This is a genomic window from Clostridium sp. C8 (genome assembly GCF_001010885.1).
GTDB lineage: Bacteria > Bacillota > Clostridia > Clostridiales > Clostridiaceae > Clostridium > Clostridium sartagoforme.
The window spans coordinates 1-18,361 of record NZ_LBMX01000071.1; the positions used below are offsets into that span (position 1 = coordinate 1).

At 29.2% G+C, this 18,361-nt stretch carries 19 protein-coding genes; 4 read left to right on the plus strand and 15 right to left on the minus strand.

From position 1 onward, the window contains the following. Positions 1–221: 221 nt before the first annotated feature. Positions 222–1,823 (minus strand): D-aminoacylase, encoded by a 1,602-nt coding sequence (locus AAT22_RS10725; RefSeq protein ID WP_016208118.1) that lies wholly within the window; start codon positions 1,821–1,823, stop codon positions 222–224. 253 nt (positions 1,824–2,076) lie between these two features. On the opposite strand from AAT22_RS10725, the gene AAT22_RS10730 reads away from it, so the two are divergent. Next, positions 2,077–2,286, plus strand: a complete 210-nt coding sequence (locus AAT22_RS10730) for a cold shock domain-containing protein (RefSeq protein WP_047001214.1) — start codon at positions 2,077–2,079, stop codon at positions 2,284–2,286. A gap of 72 nt (positions 2,287–2,358) precedes the next feature. Here the strand turns inward: AAT22_RS10730 and AAT22_RS10735 are convergent, their stop codons facing one another. From AAT22_RS10735 to hypB, 7 genes are all read right to left on the minus strand, one after another. Next, positions 2,359–3,096: an ABC transporter ATP-binding protein gene (locus tag AAT22_RS10735; RefSeq protein WP_047001215.1), complete on the minus strand. Its 738-nt coding sequence runs from the start codon at positions 3,094–3,096 to the stop codon at positions 2,359–2,361. Positions 3,097–3,105: 9 nt separating this feature from the next. Beyond that, positions 3,106–3,906 (minus strand): cobalt ECF transporter T component CbiQ, encoded by an 801-nt coding sequence (gene cbiQ, locus AAT22_RS10740; RefSeq protein ID WP_047001216.1) that lies wholly within the window; start codon positions 3,904–3,906, stop codon positions 3,106–3,108. Beyond that, complete coding sequence (locus AAT22_RS10745) at positions 3,903–4,904, minus strand: energy-coupling factor ABC transporter permease (RefSeq protein WP_047001217.1); 1,002 nt, start codon at positions 4,902–4,904, stop codon at positions 3,903–3,905. Before AAT22_RS10745 ends, cbiQ begins: the two co-directional genes overlap by 4 nt. Before the next feature lie 153 nt (positions 4,905–5,057). Next, positions 5,058–6,038: a DUF5692 family protein gene (locus AAT22_RS10750; RefSeq protein ID WP_047001218.1), complete on the minus strand. Its 981-nt coding sequence runs from the start codon at positions 6,036–6,038 to the stop codon at positions 5,058–5,060. Between the two features lie 30 nt (positions 6,039–6,068). Continuing rightward, entirely contained in the window at positions 6,069–6,410 is a 342-nt protein-coding gene (locus AAT22_RS10755) for a hydrogenase maturation nickel metallochaperone HypA (protein WP_047001219.1), read from the minus strand. A gap of 19 nt (positions 6,411–6,429) precedes the next feature. Further along, the gene (locus tag AAT22_RS10760) at positions 6,430–9,108 is read right to left on the minus strand and encodes an FAD-dependent oxidoreductase (RefSeq protein ID WP_047001220.1); all 2,679 of its coding nucleotides are present in this window, start codon (positions 9,106–9,108) and stop codon (positions 6,430–6,432) included. Between the two features lie 97 nt (positions 9,109–9,205). Further along, positions 9,206–9,877: a hydrogenase nickel incorporation protein HypB gene (gene hypB / locus AAT22_RS10765; protein WP_016208127.1), complete on the minus strand. Its 672-nt coding sequence runs from the start codon at positions 9,875–9,877 to the stop codon at positions 9,206–9,208. A gap of 443 nt (positions 9,878–10,320) precedes the next feature. Here hypB and AAT22_RS10770 point away from each other — a divergent pair, with 443 nt between their 5' ends. Further along, positions 10,321–11,025: a GntR family transcriptional regulator gene (locus AAT22_RS10770; protein ID WP_047001221.1), complete on the plus strand. Its 705-nt coding sequence runs from the start codon at positions 10,321–10,323 to the stop codon at positions 11,023–11,025. Between the two features lie 89 nt (positions 11,026–11,114). Here the strand turns inward: AAT22_RS10770 and AAT22_RS10775 are convergent, their stop codons facing one another. Then, the gene (locus AAT22_RS10775; RefSeq protein WP_047001222.1) at positions 11,115–12,047 is read right to left on the minus strand and encodes a YafY family protein; all 933 of its coding nucleotides are present in this window, start codon (positions 12,045–12,047) and stop codon (positions 11,115–11,117) included. Positions 12,048–12,187: 140 nt separating this feature from the next. Here AAT22_RS10775 and AAT22_RS10780 point away from each other — a divergent pair, with 140 nt between their 5' ends. Beyond that, positions 12,188–12,619, plus strand: a complete 432-nt coding sequence (locus tag AAT22_RS10780) for a pyridoxamine 5'-phosphate oxidase family protein (protein ID WP_047001223.1) — start codon at positions 12,188–12,190, stop codon at positions 12,617–12,619. Between the two features lie 81 nt (positions 12,620–12,700). On the opposite strand, the gene rd is transcribed toward AAT22_RS10780, so the two are convergent. Next, the gene (gene rd / locus AAT22_RS18805) at positions 12,701–12,865 is read right to left on the minus strand and encodes a rubredoxin (RefSeq protein ID WP_016208133.1); all 165 of its coding nucleotides are present in this window, start codon (positions 12,863–12,865) and stop codon (positions 12,701–12,703) included. A gap of 414 nt (positions 12,866–13,279) precedes the next feature. On the opposite strand from rd, the gene AAT22_RS10785 reads away from it, so the two are divergent. Next, complete coding sequence (locus tag AAT22_RS10785) at positions 13,280–14,197, plus strand: DUF4180 domain-containing protein (protein ID WP_047001224.1); 918 nt, start codon at positions 13,280–13,282, stop codon at positions 14,195–14,197. Between the two features lie 63 nt (positions 14,198–14,260). Here AAT22_RS10785 and AAT22_RS10790 read toward each other — a convergent pair whose 3' ends face one another. The 5 genes from AAT22_RS10790 to AAT22_RS10810 all read right to left on the minus strand — a co-directional run bounded on the left by AAT22_RS10790 (position 14,261) and on the right by AAT22_RS10810 (position 18,318). Then, positions 14,261–15,070 carry a hypothetical protein gene (locus AAT22_RS10790; RefSeq protein ID WP_016208134.1) on the minus strand — a complete coding sequence of 270 codons (810 nt, stop codon included), beginning with the start codon at positions 15,068–15,070 and terminating at the stop codon, positions 14,261–14,263. Between the two features lie 24 nt (positions 15,071–15,094). Next, positions 15,095–15,799 carry a DUF4367 domain-containing protein gene (locus AAT22_RS10795; protein ID WP_047001225.1) on the minus strand — a complete coding sequence of 235 codons (705 nt, stop codon included), beginning with the start codon at positions 15,797–15,799 and terminating at the stop codon, positions 15,095–15,097. Beyond that, complete coding sequence (locus AAT22_RS10800) at positions 15,792–16,349, minus strand: sigma-70 family RNA polymerase sigma factor (RefSeq protein ID WP_084820755.1); 558 nt, start codon at positions 16,347–16,349, stop codon at positions 15,792–15,794. The genes AAT22_RS10795 and AAT22_RS10800 overlap by 8 nt, the downstream gene beginning before the upstream one ends. A 240-nt stretch (positions 16,350–16,589) precedes the next feature. Continuing rightward, entirely contained in the window at positions 16,590–17,054 is a 465-nt protein-coding gene (locus AAT22_RS10805) for a flavodoxin family protein (RefSeq protein ID WP_047001226.1), read from the minus strand. 79 nt (positions 17,055–17,133) lie between these two features. Next, entirely contained in the window at positions 17,134–18,318 is a 1,185-nt protein-coding gene (locus AAT22_RS10810) for a cation:proton antiporter (protein ID WP_047001227.1), read from the minus strand. Positions 18,319–18,361 lie beyond the last annotated feature (43 nt).

An 18,361-nucleotide genomic window follows, 5' to 3' on the forward strand; every position in this document is an offset into this window, starting at 1 on the left:
TATTAAATATCTTTTTTTATTAACACTTTGTTTTTTAATCTATTTTTTAAATTCAATAATTTTATATATAAAAATTTATAATTTTAAACATTTATTTTTTGACAATATAATTATTTTAAATACTATATTATATAATTTATATTTAACTCTTACTTAAATAAAAAAGCTCATTAGAGTTTTACTAATAAGCTTTTTCTTTTCTATAAATTTTTATAACTATTTCATATTTTTAAAATTTGTCCATATGCTCCATTCGATATCACTTCATCTTCCATAGCAATATTTCCATTTACTATAACATGTTTTATTCCTATAGGTTTTCTTGTTTTATTATTATAATCTTCATATCCTGTTATTTCATTAAAATCAAATATAGTTATATCCGCTCTTTTTCCTTCTTTAATTTCACCTATATCTTTTAATCCTAATGTTTTCGCTGGAAGAAGTGTTGATTTATATATAGCTTCTTCAAGAGATATAGCTTTCTTTTCTCTAACAAACTTTCCTATAAACAATGGATAATTTCCATAAAGCCTTGGATGAGGTTCTCCTGCTGGGATGCTATCGGAACCTACCATTTGAAATGGATGCTTTATTAATTTTATTGTATCTTCCTCCGAAAAAATATTTAGTGTCACAATTCCAACCCCTGTTTCTTCTGATATAAGAAGTTTAGCTACAAAATCAATAGGATGAATATTTCTTTCTATGGATATTTCTCCAACAGTTCTCCCTATATATTTTAAGTTTTCCTCTTTATTTAAAGATGTTATTAAAATCCCATTCCATCCTGAAATTGCACTATAATTATCCCAACCAACATAATTTGCATTTAAATCCAAAAGCTCCTTTTTTAAAGTGTTTAATATTTCTTTATCTTTTAACTTTTCTAATAATATTTTAGTGCCTTTATTAGTTATCCATGGGGGTAGAAGTTGAGTCATCAAAGTACTCCCTGAAAGATAAAGATGTTCATCAAATGTAATACTTATCCCACTTTCAACAGCCTCATCTACTATATTTATTAATCTTTCAGCCTTACATCCCAACTCATTAGAATCATACGACCTCATATGTGAAATATGAATTTTTACTTTTGATACTCTTGCTACTTCTATTACCTCATTTATTGAATCTATTATATTTCTATCATGATTTCTTACATGTACCATTACTATTCCATTATAGTTTTTAATTACTTTACATAATTTTATCAATTCATCTTGTGTACTAAATATTCCAGGAATATATTGAAGTCCAAGAGACATTCCTAATGCACCTTGTTTCATAGCATTATCTACTATCTCACACATTTTATTAATTTCATCATTTGTTGCTTTTCTCGCCTCAAATTCCATAACACTTGCTCTTACAGCTCCATGAGAAATAAGCACAGAATAATTATTTTTTAATCCCTTTTCCTTTATTTTATTAAAATAATCATTAACTTCTCTAAAGTCAAATTTTATATTAGGGTTTCCAACAACTCCCTTAATGTAATTTTTCCACGTTTTACTTTCCTCTTCTATACAAGGTATAACTCCTAATCCACACTGTCCAACTAATTCTGTTGTAACACCTTGTCTAAGTTTTAGATTTTGTATTTCTTCGTCCATAAATGGTACAAGATCATTATGACTATGCACATCTATAAACCCAGGTGAAATTACTAAGCCACTTGCATTTATAACTTTTTTACAATCTTTATCTATATTTTCTTTTATTGCTACTATTTTGCCGTTTTTAATCCCTATATCCATTTTATAGGCTGAATTTCCTGTACCATCAACTATTAATCCATATTTAACTAGAATATCTAACATTTATCTCACTCCTCAATACAATTTACTAGTATTTTTATATAAAACCTACCTTTCTCATTATATTCCTTTATTTTAAACTATTCAGTTTTAATCTACTTATTTTTTGTTATTTATTGTTATAAATTTAAAATAATTAATTTTTCCTCACTTTTATTATACTTTTCGATTATTTAATTTCCTTATTTATCAAGGTGTTAAAATTCAATTTTTGATAAATACTATTTAATGATAAATTCAAGTAGGAGGAAATTTCATGGCTAATATAACCGGTGTAGTCAAGTGGTTCGATAATGAACGTGGATATGGATTTATATCTTGTGAACAAGGGAATGATGTATTTGTACATCATTCACAAATTAAAGAAAATGGCCCTGGTAAGGATTTACACGAAGGTGAAAACGTTACTTTCGATATTCAAGAAAATGAAAAAGGTCCTATGGCTGTAAATGTTCATAAGCTATAATTAAAAAAGCATCTCCTTAAAGAGATGCTTTTTTAATTATAAAAATAACTATACGTTTTTTATATTTTATATTTAAATATTATTTTGTAGGCATAGTGGAAGCTCTAAATTATTAGCCTCTAGTAACTCTTTATCTTTAAGAATTGATTTCGTATCTCCATCCCTAACTATTCTTCCTTCACATATAAGAATTGTTCGAGTGCACGTATCTAAAATCATATCCAAATCATGAGATGCAATAATTTTAAGATGTTCGAATTCATTAAGTATATTAATTAAGTTCCTTCTATTCCTAGGATCTAATGCAATTGTAGGCTCGTCCATTAAAATAATATCTGGGTTCATAGCAAATATTGTAGCTATTGATACAAGTTTTTTTTCCCCACCAGACATTTTATATATCTGTTTATCTCTCAAATTTTCTATATGAACTTTTTTTAATGCATAATTCACTCGCATTTCAACTTCCTTTTCCGAAAGACCATAATTCCGTGGTGCAAATGCTATCTCTTCATAAACATTAGGCATAAAAAGTTGATTGTCTGAATCTTGAAATACATATCCTATTCTTTCACGAATTCTACTTAAAGTGCTTTTTTGTATAGGTATATCTTCTATTTTTATGCTACCTTCATAATTTAAATTTAATCCAACTAATAACTTTAAAATTGTAGACTTTCCTACTCCATTAGCTCCAATAATACCAATGGATTCATTCTCCTTTGCAGTAAATGTAATATTCTTTAGTATTGGATATGATTTTTCATAAGAAAAAGATAAATTTTCTACATCTACATGAATATGACTCATATTTTCCTCCTAAAAAAGTATATTTCCCATTATTTCAGATATATTAACAAATCTTATGGTAATAAATATAGTTAGCCAAGTAATAAAGTAGACATAATCTTTTGAATTACACTTAATATTATGCGCGTATGAAAACTCACCTGTGTACCCTCTTAAGCACATGCTTTCGTATATATTTTCTGCTTTATCCATACTCCTAAGCAATAGTTGACCCATAAGAGAACCCCATACTTTATAATGTATTCCTTTTTGATTTGGAGCTCTCAAACTATATGCTTCACTAATTTGATTCGCTTCCTTAAGCAATACTGTTAAATACCTATAGATAAGTAGAACTTGAGTTATAAAAATTTTAGGTATATATATACACTCCATTGCATAGCATATTTTTTCAATATTTGTTGTAACTATAAGAATATAAGATGCTAAAACCGCTAAAATTCCCTTCATCATTAAAGTACTCATGGAAATAATTCCTCCTGAAATAGAAATTCCATTTATACTAAATAATATTTCTTTATCAAAAAGTGGATTAAACAAACCCATAAAACACACTAACGGAAGTACTAACCTCATTTTTTTTATACTATCTTTAAAAGAAATACCAGAAATTATAAAAATAACTATTGGATATATAAACATACCTATAACTCCTGTTATATTATATTTATGGAATGATACAACTAATAAAATATATATAATAGTTAAGATAACCTTAATCAGTGGATGAATTTTATTCATCCACTTATCTTCATTTGATAAAGCATCTATATTATTAATTTCATAAATTGTATTATTCAACTTACTCATTTTATAATTTGCCTTCTGAAAAATTTAAAGGTATAGCATCCACCAATACACAATACCGAAACTACAAGTCCTCCAATAACTCCTGATATAGAAGTTCCTATTGATGAATCAGAATTTTTAAGTGAGTAATCTGGCAAGATTGCAGTAGCTTCTTGTAACTTTTGCATATTATCATATATTTCCCCATTTGCCTCCATATCTGTAGATCCAGTAACTTTCTCAATAGACCATTCTAGCCCATCAGGATATTCAGATGCCATAAGTGAAATACCTCCAGCTACTAACAAAGTAAATAATGATATAATTATCAACACTTTCTTAAACGGTATTAATCCTACAGTCTTTTTAACATCTTCATTTATCCCCCAAAGCAATTCTGGCCTTGCTTCATATATAAAACAAAGTACTGCAGCTGTAATAAGTCCTTCTATTAATCCAATTGCTAAATGTATTGGCTGTATAACTGCAACAAAAGTAGAAAATGGCAACTCTGTAATTCCAGAGAGTAAGGTTTCTATAACTACAGAAAATGCTCCCATTTGTAATGTTAAAACACATCCTGTTATAGATGCTATAATAATTTTTTTCTTAGATGCACCTTTTCTCATTATAGGTTTCCATATAAGCATTGCACCAATAAAACATCCATAAAAAGCTATATTCCATATATTGCTTCCTAAAGCTAATATTCCTCCATCTGCAAACATTAAACATTGTATTAACAACACTCCACCCAGTGTCAAGAATCCTGCAAAAGGCCCTAATAATGCAGATAATAAAATTCCTCCACATATATGTCCTGATGAGCCTGTCCCCGGAATAGTAAAATTAATCATTTGAGCTGCAAATACAAATGCGCCCATAACTCCCATTACTGGAATTTTCTTAGTTTCATTTTCCATTCTCACTTTTTTTATTGAATATCCAGTTGCTAAAGCAGAACACGAATACATTACTCCAGCAACTGTAGGTGCAACTAGTGCATCAGCCATGTGCATTTTTAAAGTTCCTCCCTTTTATTTAAAATAATTTATTGTGTTTACTTATATTTAATAAGGAGCTGTTGTAAATCAGCTCCTATTCTAGTTTTGTAATTAATTTTGATTTTTATATTTTAAATTATATATCCTGCAACATACCTTTTTTTATTGCTACATAGATAATTCTCTTACTTCATTATATTTATTTAAATCAGTATAAAGTTCGCCCTTATATGGATTACGCTTTGTCTTCATTACTTTATAAATCATATATATAGCAACTGCAATATTAGCGAGAAGTGCTAACAAACTGAAAATAAATAAAGGTGTTTCATTATAGGTTGATGACACTACAAATTTGCCTTCATCAATAAATGCTGGGAAGGTTTGTGCAAACATACACCATAATGCTAATGTATGTGCACGATGTTGAAGCCATGCACCTTTCCCAACAGTAAAAGCACATATTGTTGGAGCAAGTAGCAATGCAAAACCGCAATACCATGAATGTCCTGGAAGACAATTATAAGTGTATGCAAAATTCCATAAATCATAAGCTATAATCCAGAACCATAACATATCAGGCCATATCATGTCATTGCTTCTATCTTTATTAGTCCTTTTACGAATACATATTCCAAACCAACCAGTAATAGTTATTATATTTAAAATACCTGCAATAGCATTCATATAATTCCATGAACCGCCTAACACATACATTGCATCGTCTGCAAGAATTCCGCCGCCTGCATATTGAAGTCCTACTTGGATATCACGTGCTACAGCCTCACAAATATTGATTGCAAGAATCAAAGGTGGAAAGCAAAGTGCTATTTTATTATCTGCTAGCCTCCATTCCCTTCCTGTTTTTTTATTTTTACCTTTTAAATGCCTTATACACCAAAATCCAATACATCCTGCCGTTGCTGAATATACCTTTGCTAAATGAAACCAATCAGTATAAGTTTTCTCTTTCAATACTGTAAACCATAAAACAGATAGTATCATTGGTAATATTACAAAAGCTATAAATCCACAAACTTTTGAACGCCTTGTTACTTCATTAAGTAAAAATAAAATTATGAATATAGCAATCCAAACTAACCATACAGATAAATCAGAAGCTCCCGCTTCATAGTTAAAACTAAACATTATTATTCCCCCAGTTATAATTTTTTTATATTAATAACAAACAATCTCTTTTATATAAAATTCTTTACCACCTAACAGTTCCCAATCCTTAGTTTCACACTTTGGGCATATTCCATTATTTGAAACTAAATTAAATACTTTATTACATTCCTTACACAAAGCATTAGCGGGCAATATTTCTATCTCTAATTCCGATCCTTGCAATATTGTTCCTTTAATTGTTGCTGGGTAAAGATTTTTCATATATCTTGGAATCATTGAAGAGAGTTCTCCAATTTGTAAAACTAAAGTTTCAACTTTTTTTACATCATTTTGTTTTGCAAAATTCTCTACAGTTTTAATAATTTCAAATAGAACCCCTATCTCATGCATATGAACTCTCCTAATATCACTAATTCATTTTAAATATATTTTTAGCCTTTTTAATTGCAATTCTACCTTTACGCTTAAGAATTTGCTTAATAACTACTGGCTTTAAGTCCTCATAAGCTACCCCTTCTCCGTCATATTTTCTAACAAGTGAAATTGCATCAAACTTACATTTTGTTGTGCAAGCCCCACATCCTACACATAAAAATTCGTCTACAACCGTTGCACCGCAGCTAAGGCAACGTTCAGTTTCCTTCTTTATTTGTTCTTCAGTAAATGTACCACGTAAATCCTTAAATGTTTCCTTTGATTTTTCTGCATCCACGTGATTAGCTTTTTGCCTAGGTAGACGATCATATCCTTCTAGTTCAATATTTTCTTTATCTATAGAATGATATTCTTTTCTATCTCGTCCTATAACTAAACTTTGTCCTGGATGAACATAACGATGTATTGAAATTGCCCCTTCTTTACCTGCTGCAATAGCATCAATTGCAAATCTTGGACCTGTAAATGCATCTCCACCTGCAAAAACATCCTTTTCTCCTGTTTGATAAGTAAATGAATCTCCCTTTATTGTATTATTTCTATTTAACTCTATATTACTGTTATTAAGTAAATTTCCCCAAAAAATTGATTGACCAACTGAAAGTAATATAGTATCTGCTTTTATAATCATTGTATTGTCTTCATCATATTTAGGATTGAATCTATTATTTTCATCAAATACAGAAATGCATTTCTTAAATTCTATTCCAGTAACATGTCCATTTTTCGAAATAATTCTTTTTGGCCCCCATGAATTGTTAATAGTAATTCCTTCTGATAAAGTTTCTTCTATTTCTTCATCAAGAGCTGGCATTTCTTCTAGACTTTCAAGACAAAATATATTAACGCTTTCTCCTCCAACTCTAGCGGCTGTTCGGGCAACATCTATGGCAACATTACCGCCACCTATGACAACTACATTCCCTTTAAGATTAACATCCTTTCCTAAATTTACACTACGTAAGAAATCCACTCCTGTAATTACCCCTTCTGACTCTTCACCCTCTATACCTATTTTTCTTCCTGCTTGAGCTCCAATTGCAAGATAAAATGCTTCATATCCATCAGCCCTTAACTCATTTAAAGTTATATCCTTACCAACTTCAACTCCACTCTTAAATTCAACTCCTAACTCTCTTAAAACATCTATTTCTGCATTTACTACATTCTTTTCTAGTCTAAAAGATGGAATCCCAAGAGTTAACATACCGCCAAGCACCTTTTGCTTTTCGAATACAGTTACCTTATAACCTTCAGTTGCTAAATAAAATGCACATGAAAGGCCTGCTGGACCTGCTCCTACAACTGCAATTTTCTTATTATAATCATGCTTTATCTTTGGCACATATCTATTTTCTGTATTCAAATCTTGATCTGCAATAAACTTCTTAATTTCATCTATAGCAATAGGATCATCTATATCTCCTCTAGTACATGCAGATTCGCACTTTCTTGGACAAATACGTCCACATACTGCTGGAAATGGATTTTCATGTTTAATTAATTCAAGTGCTTCTTTATATTTTCCTTGAGAAGCTAATTTTATATACCCTTGAATGGCAATATGAGCTGGACATTCTGTTTTACAGGGACTAGTACCACTATCTACAACATTTTTTCTATTAACTCTATAATTAGGATTCCATTTTTCTGGTCCCCATTCTGTATCACGTGGAGTTTCAACTTTTTCTACTTCTATAGGCTTTACTGAACATAGCTTTTGCCCTAGCTTAAGAGCATTAACAGGACAGTTTACAACACATTCTCCACAGGCAACACATTTTTCTTTATCAACCTGAGAAACATAATTTGAACGCACCATATCTACATTTTTGAACATTTCAGCTGTTCTTAAAGATAAACATGAACATCCACAACAATTACAAATTGCATGAGTTTTTCCTGAACCATCTAGATTAGGTATTTGATGCATTAACCCATTTTCTTCTGCTCTTTTAATTATCTCAAAGGCTTCTTCTCTTGTAATTTGGCGACCTCTTCCTGTACGAATATAATATTCAGCGGCATGTCCCATTTGAATGCACATATCTTCAGCTAAATGACCACATCCCTCTCCCATAACTTTTCTAGCTGTACGGCAAGAACAGTCTGAAACTGTAAAGATATCATTTTCATTAAGGTATTTAGAGACCTCTTCATAAGACGCTTTTCTGGTTTCACCATCAATAGCTTGTTCTATTGGGATAACACGCATTAATCCTACTCCTACAGGAAATGCCCCTGTAGTTTTTGGTCCTCTTACTCTTCCATAAGCTTCAAAAGCTTCTGCAATTTGAGGATATTTGTTAACGTTTTCTATATTGTTGACCATCATCTCCATGATCCCAGGAACCCAAGTATCAAACCAATAATTATCAACACCATCAATCTTATTTACAAAGCATACGCCTGCAACTGCTAAATCCCATAATAGTTTTTCTGTTTCTTCTATTGATTTCCCACATAATGGAGCAAGTTCTTCTGCTGTACTTTTTTTTCTTATTTTCATACAAAGAGCTACTTCTGCCATTTCTTCCGTAACAACCGGTTCTAATATTCTATATTCTGGATCTTCAGCTTTTATCTCATTTTTCGATCCTCGTTTTTTCTTACTAATATGATTAGCAAGATCCAACACCTTTTCCTTTACCATAATATTTCCCCCTAAATTTAGTGTTAAATTATGAAAATTAAGTTAAATAAACTTCACTAATTTTTTCATATAAAACTTTGCACTATCAATTTTTGCATTAATACTGATTCCAATCCCTTACTTCTCTACGAATCCAGTCTGCAAATTTCTCGATACCTTCTCCTGTTCTTGCAGATATTGTAATTATCTCGGCCTTTGGATTCAATTTCTTAACACGTTCCTTGCAAGCCTCTAAATCAAAATCAAAATACTCTAAAACATCAATTTTATTAATTAATAAAACGTCTACAATTGAGAACATTAATGGATATTTTAATGGCTTATCATCTCCTTCCGGAACACTTAAAATCATTGCATTTTTTGATGCTCCTGTATCAAACTCTGCTGGACACACTAAATTACCTACATTTTCTAATATTGCGAAATCAATCTCTTCTGTTCCAAGTGCTTGTAATCCTTGTTTTGTCATATCTGCATCAAGATGACACATCCCCCCAGTATGTAATTGAATTACTTTCACACCAGTTTTAGAAATAGTATGTGCATCTACATCAGAATCAATATCAGCTTCCATAACTCCAATATTCATTTCTTCTTTTAAAAGATCTATTATTTTGGTAAGTGTTGTAGTCTTCCCAGAACCCGGAGAAGACATTAAGTTTAATAAAAACGTTTTCTCCTTTTTTAATTCTTCCCTAAGTAAACTTGCTTGGTGGTCATTGTCTTTGAAAACACTTTGCTTAATTTCAAGAACCCTAAAATCATTCATATATTATCCCCCATATCTATAAAATTTTAGACTATAGTTTTAGTAAAATTAAGAATTTTCAGATATTAATAAATATTTTTACCCCTATATTTATAATGTTTTAAATATTTATTTATTGTACTGTTTTACTTAAATAAGTATATTAACTTTTAATATACTATTAGTTTTAATTATGTATATTATTAATTGAACCATATATTCTTTTATATTGATATTTTAAAAATCGCTTTTATCTGGTCATACCAGAATACCAAATTATATTTTGATAAAATATTAACATATTTAATTATTCAAGTCAATATTTTCCTATCTATCAATACTTATTTTATGCCACTCTTTGATATATATACCTTATATATTATTGATTTATGTTTAATTTTGGAATATAATAATTATTGGTACGTGGTTATACCAATATCAGAATAAAGAGGTGAAAATATTATATGGAATTTACAAAATTAACTTCGCCATCATTAAAAGAATTATTTATACGCGAATTAGAGAAGATGATTTTATCAGGAAAACTTCCTATTGGTGAAAAGCTTCCTCCCGAAAGAGAACTTGCTAAATCTATGCAAGTTAGTAGAGCTGTAGTTAATTCTGGTATTTCTGAATTAGCAAGAAAAGGTTTTTTAAATATTAAGCCAAGAATAGGTACATTTGTAGCTGATTATCGTAGAAATGGAACTATGGATACTTTAATTTCCATCATGAATTATAATGGAGGTATATTAAGAAAATCAGAGATACGCTCAATTATAGAAATTCGTATTGCATTTGATTCCCTAGCTGTAGAATTATGTATTCCAACAATTACCGATGAGGAAATTAATAATTTAAAAAATTATGTTAATCAAATAGAGGAAACAAATTCACCTGAAGAAGCTTCTGAATTAGCTTTTGAATTTCATCATGAATTAGCTTTTCTTTCTGGAAACACCTTGATGCCCATGATTTTTTCCTCATTTAAAACTCCTATATTATCCTTATGGGAACGCTTTTGCAGATTACATGGCTTAGAAACATTACGTAAAAATACAACTACCTTATTTAAATATATTGAACAAAGAGATAGTGCCAAAGCTATAGAATGGTTAAAAACTTCTCTTAATGACATTATAGATGGCAGTACTCAAATTTACTATTAACTAAGTATTATATGATATATACATATGTTAAGTCTAAAAAAGAATGGCTCTTATTTAATACAAAAGCCATTCTTTCCAAAATATTTTTACTAATACTTATAAACTTTTAATAAATTTTTAATTCTACGAATAAGCTCATCTCTGACATATTGTGGTTCTAGGCATTCACATTCACCCCCAAAACTAAGCAAAAGATTATAACCGAACTCATCTTCTATAAACGGAAATTTAACTAATAGTTTATTATCTTTATACGGCTGAATATTCTCTTCTCCACAGTGCTCCACCATTCTTTCCCTAAGAGATTCATTAATCACAAGTTTAATTGTAATTATTTTTTTCTCTATATAATTCCAGGGCCCTAATGACTTTTCCTCAAACTCCCTAGGCTCAAATGTATCTTGAAGAACTTCAAGATCTGATATACGTGATAATTTAAAAGTTCTAAAGTCTTCTCTAGATAAGCAGTATCCTTGTATATACCAATTTGATTCTTTAAGTATTAATCTATAAGATTCAATTTTTCTACTACTCTTTTTCCCATATCTATCATAATATTTAAATAATAAAATTTTCTTTTCATTAAGGGCTTTTTTAATTCTTTCAAGATTTGGCTGTAAATACTTATTTCCAATCCACGGAGTAAGATCAACAGATATTTGATTTGATTTTAATTCAATGTCTTTGATATGTTCATCTGGAACCAGTCCTTTTAATTTAGCAAGAGTATTAATGATTTCATCATTAGTCATCGTTGATGAAATACTTCCAAGTCCCATTAAAATTGTTACAATATCTGAAGTTGTAAAAAGTTTCTTGTCAATTTTGTATTCTTCCATAATTCCAATACCACCATTAACGCCTGGATAAGTAATAATAGGAATGCCTGATAAGTTTATTGTTTCTATATCCCTATAGATAGTTCTAGGGCTTACTTCAAACATTTCAGCTAACTTAGCTGCACTAATTTTTTTACGTTCAAGTAATATCATAATAATGGAGATTAATCTATCAATTTTCAAATTCATCAATCCTTTAGTTAAATTTATTTTATAATATAACCATGACATACTGTTGTCAAGGTTACATGATAGAATAAAACTGTATTAAGAAGTAAATCTTAAGATTACTTTGAATCAAATTTAAAAAGAGGAGAATGTAAATGGATTTTTCAAAAGAATTTAATAGAATAATGGAAGATACAAATAATATTGCTTTAGCAACTGCAATAAATAATACACCAAATGTTAGAATAGTAAATTTTTATTATAATCCTGAAAATAAAGGTATGGTATATTTTGCATCCTTTAGAGGACTTCCTAAAACAATAGAATTTTCACAAAATAATAAAGTAGCATTTACAACAGTACCAAAAACTCCTGATGAAAACAGTGAGCATGTTAGAGTTGCCACTGCTACAATTCATAAGAGTTCCTTATCCATATATGACTTAAAAGAAGAGTTTATAAAAAAATTACCAAGCTATGAAATGATAATTAATCAAGCTGGTGATATGTTAGATGTTTATGAAATTCACTTTAAAGAAGCTAATGTAATTTTAGAAGTTAGACAAAGTGGTAAGATAAATTTATAAAAATATTTTTAAAATTAAAATGATCCATATTAATCTTTATAATATGGATCATTTTATAATTTCAATCTTTATATAGCTCTTTTATTCTTCCACTACTTCAAAGTCATCCTTACCTACACCACAAATAGGACAAACCCAATCATCTGGAATATCTTCAAATGCAGTTCCTGGTGCTATGCCGCCATCAGGATCTCCTTCTGCTGGATCATAAATGTAGCCACATGGAATACATATATATTTTTTCATAAACTTATCCTCCTCTTTATAATTTTTATTTATCTAAAGCTAATGCTTTGATACAAACAAATATTAATTCTCTCATAAAGTTTTTCTCTTTTATAGTATGCTTATAATTATATATTATTATTTTTCAAATTTTTAGATTAATATGTATTACTTACTAATTTATTAATACATATTATATCATATATTTATTACACTTCTCTATACTTTCATTACCATAAAAAATTAAATCTAATCTTTGCATTGACTTGCACAAAAAAATATATAATAAAGTTCATTATTTCTTACTAAAACAGTTTTTAATAAATTTTACTAGATCATTACCATACCATATATTTTTATATCTCAATATTTATTTGACTACACAAATAACATATGTTACTATTAACCTATGTTATTTGTAAAAGAGGTGTTATCATGTCAATTAAACTTGCAATACTAGGTATATTGAGCTGGAAGCCATCAACAGGATATGAGTTAAAAAAGATTTTTGAAGAATCTTCTTTCTTATACTGGTCTGGTAATAATAATCAAATTTATAAATCTCTTATTAAGATGGAAGATGAATATCTTGTTACTAGTGAAATAATACATCAAGATAATTCTCCTTCAAAAAAAATATATACTATAACTAAAGAAGGTCTTAAAGAATTAAAAGAATGGATTTCATCATCACCAGAAGCTCCTGAGATTAAAAAGACATTTTTAGTTCAACTTGCATGGGCAGACATATTAAGTGATCAAGAATTAAATGATCTTTTCTTAAAATATGAAAATGAATTGAAAGTGCAGCTAATTATGCAGGTTGAGAAAAACAAACGTGCTCTTTATTCACCTAATAGAAGTACTAGAGAAAATTTACTATGGGAAATGATATCAGAAAATATTATTTCAACTTATAATAATGAATTAAATTGGATTAGTGAAACTCGTCAAAAACTATTTAAAAATAATATCATAAAGGAGGAAGAAAAAATGAACTATAAAATTAGAGAAATAAATGATAAAAAATATATAGAATTGATTTCTGCTACTACACCTTTAAGTACGGAAAATGATGCTCTTGATTTATTGAGCTTATGTTGGGAGCATGAAGTATATGCACTTATGATTCATTATGAAGCCTTATCAGAAGATTTCTTTAACCTAAAAACTAAGGTGGCTGGTAATATGCTTCAAAAATTTATAAACTATAATTTAAAGTCTGTTGCTGTTATACCTAATGATATAATTCAAAAAGGTAGATTTAGAGAAATGGCCTTAGAAGTAAATAAAGGCAATCATTTTAGAATGTATGGAAATAAAGAAGATGCTGAAAAATGGCTTTTGAAATAATTAAGCAGTAGATAGATTTGATATTACACAAATCTATCTACTGTCTTATTTTAGTTAAATATATTAACTTCTAAAATTAGCTTTTTTTCTTTTCATAAAAATAGTGCCTCCACAAAGTACACAAATAGAAAGTATTACTACAGGTAATATTAGCCCACTAGATTTCTCCTTATCTTCATTAATTGATGTTGTAGCATAAATTTCAGCTTCATAAGAAACTTCTTGACCATCCATTATTGTTACCTGTTGCCCTTCTACAACTTTAACCATGTCTCTACCTAAAATACTATATAGATATTCAGTATTTTCTTCATTATAAGGAATAATTCCTACCTCAACATAATCTTTAAAAGGTGCTGTATGGGTAACCTCAAATCCCTTTTCAGAAATTTTATCTTTATATTGATTAAATACATATTGATTAATCTCTATCTGTTTGTTTAGTATACCTTCATCAATTTCTTCCTCTAAAACTACCGTGCTTGAAACAGAATTATCTGGTGAATCTATAGCTGTACCTACTGTAACAACCTGTTTACCTTCAATAATTTTAACTACATCATTACCAAAAGCATTATATAAATATTCTGCATTTTCTTCACTATAAGGCATTATTCCAATTTCAATAAAATTTCCAACAACGCCAGTATTTATAACTTTAAACCCCTTATCAGAGATTTCATTAGCATGTTCTTCAAATACAAACTTATCAATTTGTTTTTGTTTCTCAAGCAAGTTATTTGCAACAGCTGATTGTGGTTCTCGTGCCTCAGTTTGCTGACCTTCATTTGTATAAGCTAAAGCTACAGTTGATGAGAATATTGATATACATATTCCAATAACTAAAATCTTTATAAATTTTAATTTCTTCATAAACTTTGCCTCCAATCTATTTTATCATTTCATTGACCTTGCAATCTTAATAGCATCCTCTTGTGTTATTAATCCTGTAATGGAGTAATGAATCCCATCTCTGGACCAATATAACTCTGTATTTGTGGTATTTTCATACTTATTACTTATTAATATATCTTCCTTTAATAATCCTATTGTTCCGTTGATATCAACTTTCTCATAATTAACAAGTTCATTTTCAATTTGAATCTTTTCTTGTATAATCAAAAAAGACTTACTTTCTAAAAAATAATTAATAATAATTTTGGATGCATTTCCTTCTTCAAGGCCTGATGCAGTAATTTCTTCGATATCATAATCTTCTGGAATATAAGTAGGCACAAGAAAAGCATTTCCAAAGTTTCTTTTTGCGTCATCAAAAGTATCTATAGCCCAGGATTTTTCCTCAGCATTTAATATATTTATGTTGGAATCTTCTGGCGCTGATTCAGTTTCACCAACGCTACTGATAATATTAGTATCAGAATATTCAGTTTGGATCTTGGGATTTTTTAGTGGTAAAATATGAGCTATATTTACTATTCCAATAATTAAGAGAAAACAAGCAGCTGGTATCAGTACTTTACTGATTGGCATATTATTTTTCTTTAAACTTTTTTCTAATGTCTTTTTCTTAAGATCTTCATCAACTTTTATATCTTTCATGATATCATCTGCTATATTTTTAAAGTCCCTCATTTTATTCATCCCAATCACTCCTCCCTCCTAACTTCATTTTAAGTATTTCTCTTGCTCTGTGTAATCTGCTTCTTACAGTTCCTTCAGCCACGTTCAAAATCCTACTTATTTCAATCGTATTATAGTTATGGTAGTAGTAAAGTATGATAACTTCTTTAAATCGATATGATAGAGACATTACTTCTTCAAATAAGATTTTATTCTCTTCCTCTTTAATAATTTTATTGTCAATTCCAATAATTGTATTTTTCTCTTTTAATTTATCAGTAAGTAGCACCCTCTTTAGCCATGAACTACGTAACATATCTTTACATACATTAATTGTTATTCTAATAATCCATGTTTTTTCACTACTTTCACCCTTAAAACTTTCGAATTTATTGAAAACCCTAATAAACACTTCTTGGAAAGCATCCTCAGCATTCTGTAAATCTTTAAGATACATATATGATGTTCTCAACACATCATCACCATAATCATCCATTAATCTTTGAATTTCTTTTTCTATATCATGTCCTATAATCGATTTATTCTCCTTTGGTACCGAAAGGGAATCCATAAGTTACCTCCTTTCTTATGGTGCTTACATTTATTAGACGTATTAAATTATCCTTACGCTCCCAATTTATAATTTTTATTTTATATAATAACATTAATTTAAAAAAGATATTAGTAAATATTTATATATTTATTTAATCATAAGGTTTGCAGTCAATATTTTATTTTTCTTTATAACATGATTTTACTTATGTAAAAAATAATAGTACAACAGAATAAATATTATTCTATTGCACTATTATTATATAGATACTATTTTTTTAATAAACCTTTCAGCTTCACTTAAATCTTTATAATTTGGATGTCCTTGTGCAAACTTACTCATGAATTCAAAAATTTTATTATCACTAAAATCTTTGCTAATAAAACTTCCCTTACAAGCAAAGCTACCCTTACACTTTGCTCCCTTTAATTCTAAAAGCCTAATTAACTTTTTATTATAAAACTTTTTACCAACTCCACTTGTTGAGAATACAAAAGTACTTTTTCCTTTTAAGCTCAAACTTTCAACACAACTAAATAATTGTGAAGCCATTCTTTCTTTATAGACTCCAGAGCCAAACCCAATTAAATCATAATTATCAATTATAATATCTTTAGATTCTTTTAAATTTATTAATTCAGCATTTATTTCCATTGCAAATACTTTCGCAATTTTCTCAGTATGATTTTTGTACGCAGAACAATATATAATTACAGATTTCATAAATTATATTTCCTCCATCTAAATAAATTGTACTTTACATTATACCCTTAATTCTTTAATTATAGACTATATTAAATATCTAATTCACATCCTTAGATAGAAATTTTTTATATGTTGTATCTATAAGAATAGCACCAAGTGGAGCAGTAATTATAATAGATAAAACCGCTACAGTTAATACAATATTACCAGAAGGTAAATTCATAGCTAATGGTAATCCACCAATAGCCGCTTGCACTGTAGCTTTAGGCATATATGCAAAGGCTGTAAAAACTCTCTCTTTTTTATTGAGTTTAGTATTAATAAGGCAAATAAAAACTCCTATCATACGGAATAATAAGACTCCAAAAATAAGCAAAATTGATAGTATTCCCGCATTTAATGCATAACTAATGTTAACTATTGATCCTACAAGAACGAAAAGAAGTACCTCCGCCCCAACCCATAGCTTGGAGAATTTATTTGAAAGACGTTGTGAAATTTCATATTTCTTCTGGTGAAGAGTTGCCCCCAGTGCCATTACTGCAAGCAAACCTGAAAATCCAATTGCACCTGTCATCATATGCTCTAAGGTAATAAGTAAAAACGAAATAGAAAGAATAGTTATTACCTTTCCAGTATCTCTAATATGTACTTTAGAAAATAGCATAGATAAAAATAAGCCTGTTACCACTCCACCTAATAAACCTAAAATTATTGATGTAGGAATAGTTAGAAAATGCATCGCTGTAATAGTACCACCTTGTGCTAGCCCAGTAAAAGCTGTAAAAAGAACTATAACAAATACGTCATCTACAGAAGCTCCAGCCATTATCATTTGTGGAATACTCTTGCTCGTTCCATATTCACTTTCCATTAATTTAAGCATTTTTGGAACAATTACTGCAGGAGAAACTGCCGCTATAACTGTCCCCATTATGGCAGCATCCAATATAGTTATTCCCAGAAGCATAGGTGCCAGAATTAACATCCCTATTATTTCAAAACAAGCAGGTACAAAACACATTAAAATAGCTGGTCTCCCAACCTTTTTTAGGTCTTTAATATTAAGATTAAGTCCTGCTCTAGTCAGGATAATAACTAAAGCTATTTGCCTTAATTCTGTAGAAATATTCAAAATTGTAGGGTCAAGTAAATTCAATACATATGGACCAAGTAAAATACCAGTTGTTAGCATTCCAAGTAACTTTGGAAGTCTTAATGTCTCAAAAATTTTTCCTAGCACCATTCCACTTAGGAATAATAATGCAAGTGATAATAGCATATACATCTCTCCTATCTTTTTTAAGTAATAAAAAAAGCCAATG

Coding starts and splice junctions, on each gene's coding strand:
- AAT22_RS10730 (WP_047001214.1), top strand. CDS start 2,077: ATGGCTAATATAACCGGTGTAGTCAAGTGGTTCGATAATGAACGTGGA.
- rd (WP_016208133.1), bottom strand. CDS start 12,865: ATGAAAAAATATATATGTATTCCATGTGGCTACATTTATGATCCAGCA.
- AAT22_RS10790 (WP_016208134.1), bottom strand. CDS start 15,070: ATGAAGAAATTAAAATTTATAAAGATTTTAGTTATTGGAATATGTATA.
- hypB (WP_016208127.1), bottom strand. CDS start 9,877: ATGAATGATTTTAGGGTTCTTGAAATTAAGCAAAGTGTTTTCAAAGAC.
- AAT22_RS10810 (WP_047001227.1), bottom strand. CDS start 18,318: ATGCTATTATCACTTGCATTATTATTCCTAAGTGGAATGGTGCTAGGA.
- AAT22_RS10760 (WP_047001220.1), bottom strand. CDS start 9,108: ATGGTAAAGGAAAAGGTGTTGGATCTTGCTAATCATATTAGTAAGAAA.
- AAT22_RS10725 (WP_016208118.1), bottom strand. CDS start 1,823: ATGTTAGATATTCTAGTTAAATATGGATTAATAGTTGATGGTACAGGA.
- AAT22_RS10750 (WP_047001218.1), bottom strand. CDS start 6,038: ATGTTTAGTTTTAACTATGAAGCGGGAGCTTCTGATTTATCTGTATGG.
- AAT22_RS10785 (WP_047001224.1), top strand. CDS start 13,280: ATGTCAATTAAACTTGCAATACTAGGTATATTGAGCTGGAAGCCATCA.
- AAT22_RS10755 (WP_047001219.1), bottom strand. CDS start 6,410: ATGCATGAGATAGGGGTTCTATTTGAAATTATTAAAACTGTAGAGAAT.
- AAT22_RS10795 (WP_047001225.1), bottom strand. CDS start 15,799: ATGAATAAAATGAGGGACTTTAAAAATATAGCAGATGATATCATGAAA.
- cbiQ (WP_047001216.1), bottom strand. CDS start 3,906: ATGAGTAAGTTGAATAATACAATTTATGAAATTAATAATATAGATGCT.
- AAT22_RS10780 (WP_047001223.1), top strand. CDS start 12,188: ATGGATTTTTCAAAAGAATTTAATAGAATAATGGAAGATACAAATAAT.
- AAT22_RS10805 (WP_047001226.1), bottom strand. CDS start 17,054: ATGAAATCTGTAATTATATATTGTTCTGCGTACAAAAATCATACTGAG.
- AAT22_RS10745 (WP_047001217.1), bottom strand. CDS start 4,904: ATGCACATGGCTGATGCACTAGTTGCACCTACAGTTGCTGGAGTAATG.
- AAT22_RS10735 (WP_047001215.1), bottom strand. CDS start 3,096: ATGAGTCATATTCATGTAGATGTAGAAAATTTATCTTTTTCTTATGAA.
- AAT22_RS10800 (WP_084820755.1), bottom strand. CDS start 16,349: ATGGATTCCCTTTCGGTACCAAAGGAGAATAAATCGATTATAGGACAT.
- AAT22_RS10770 (WP_047001221.1), top strand. CDS start 10,321: ATGGAATTTACAAAATTAACTTCGCCATCATTAAAAGAATTATTTATA.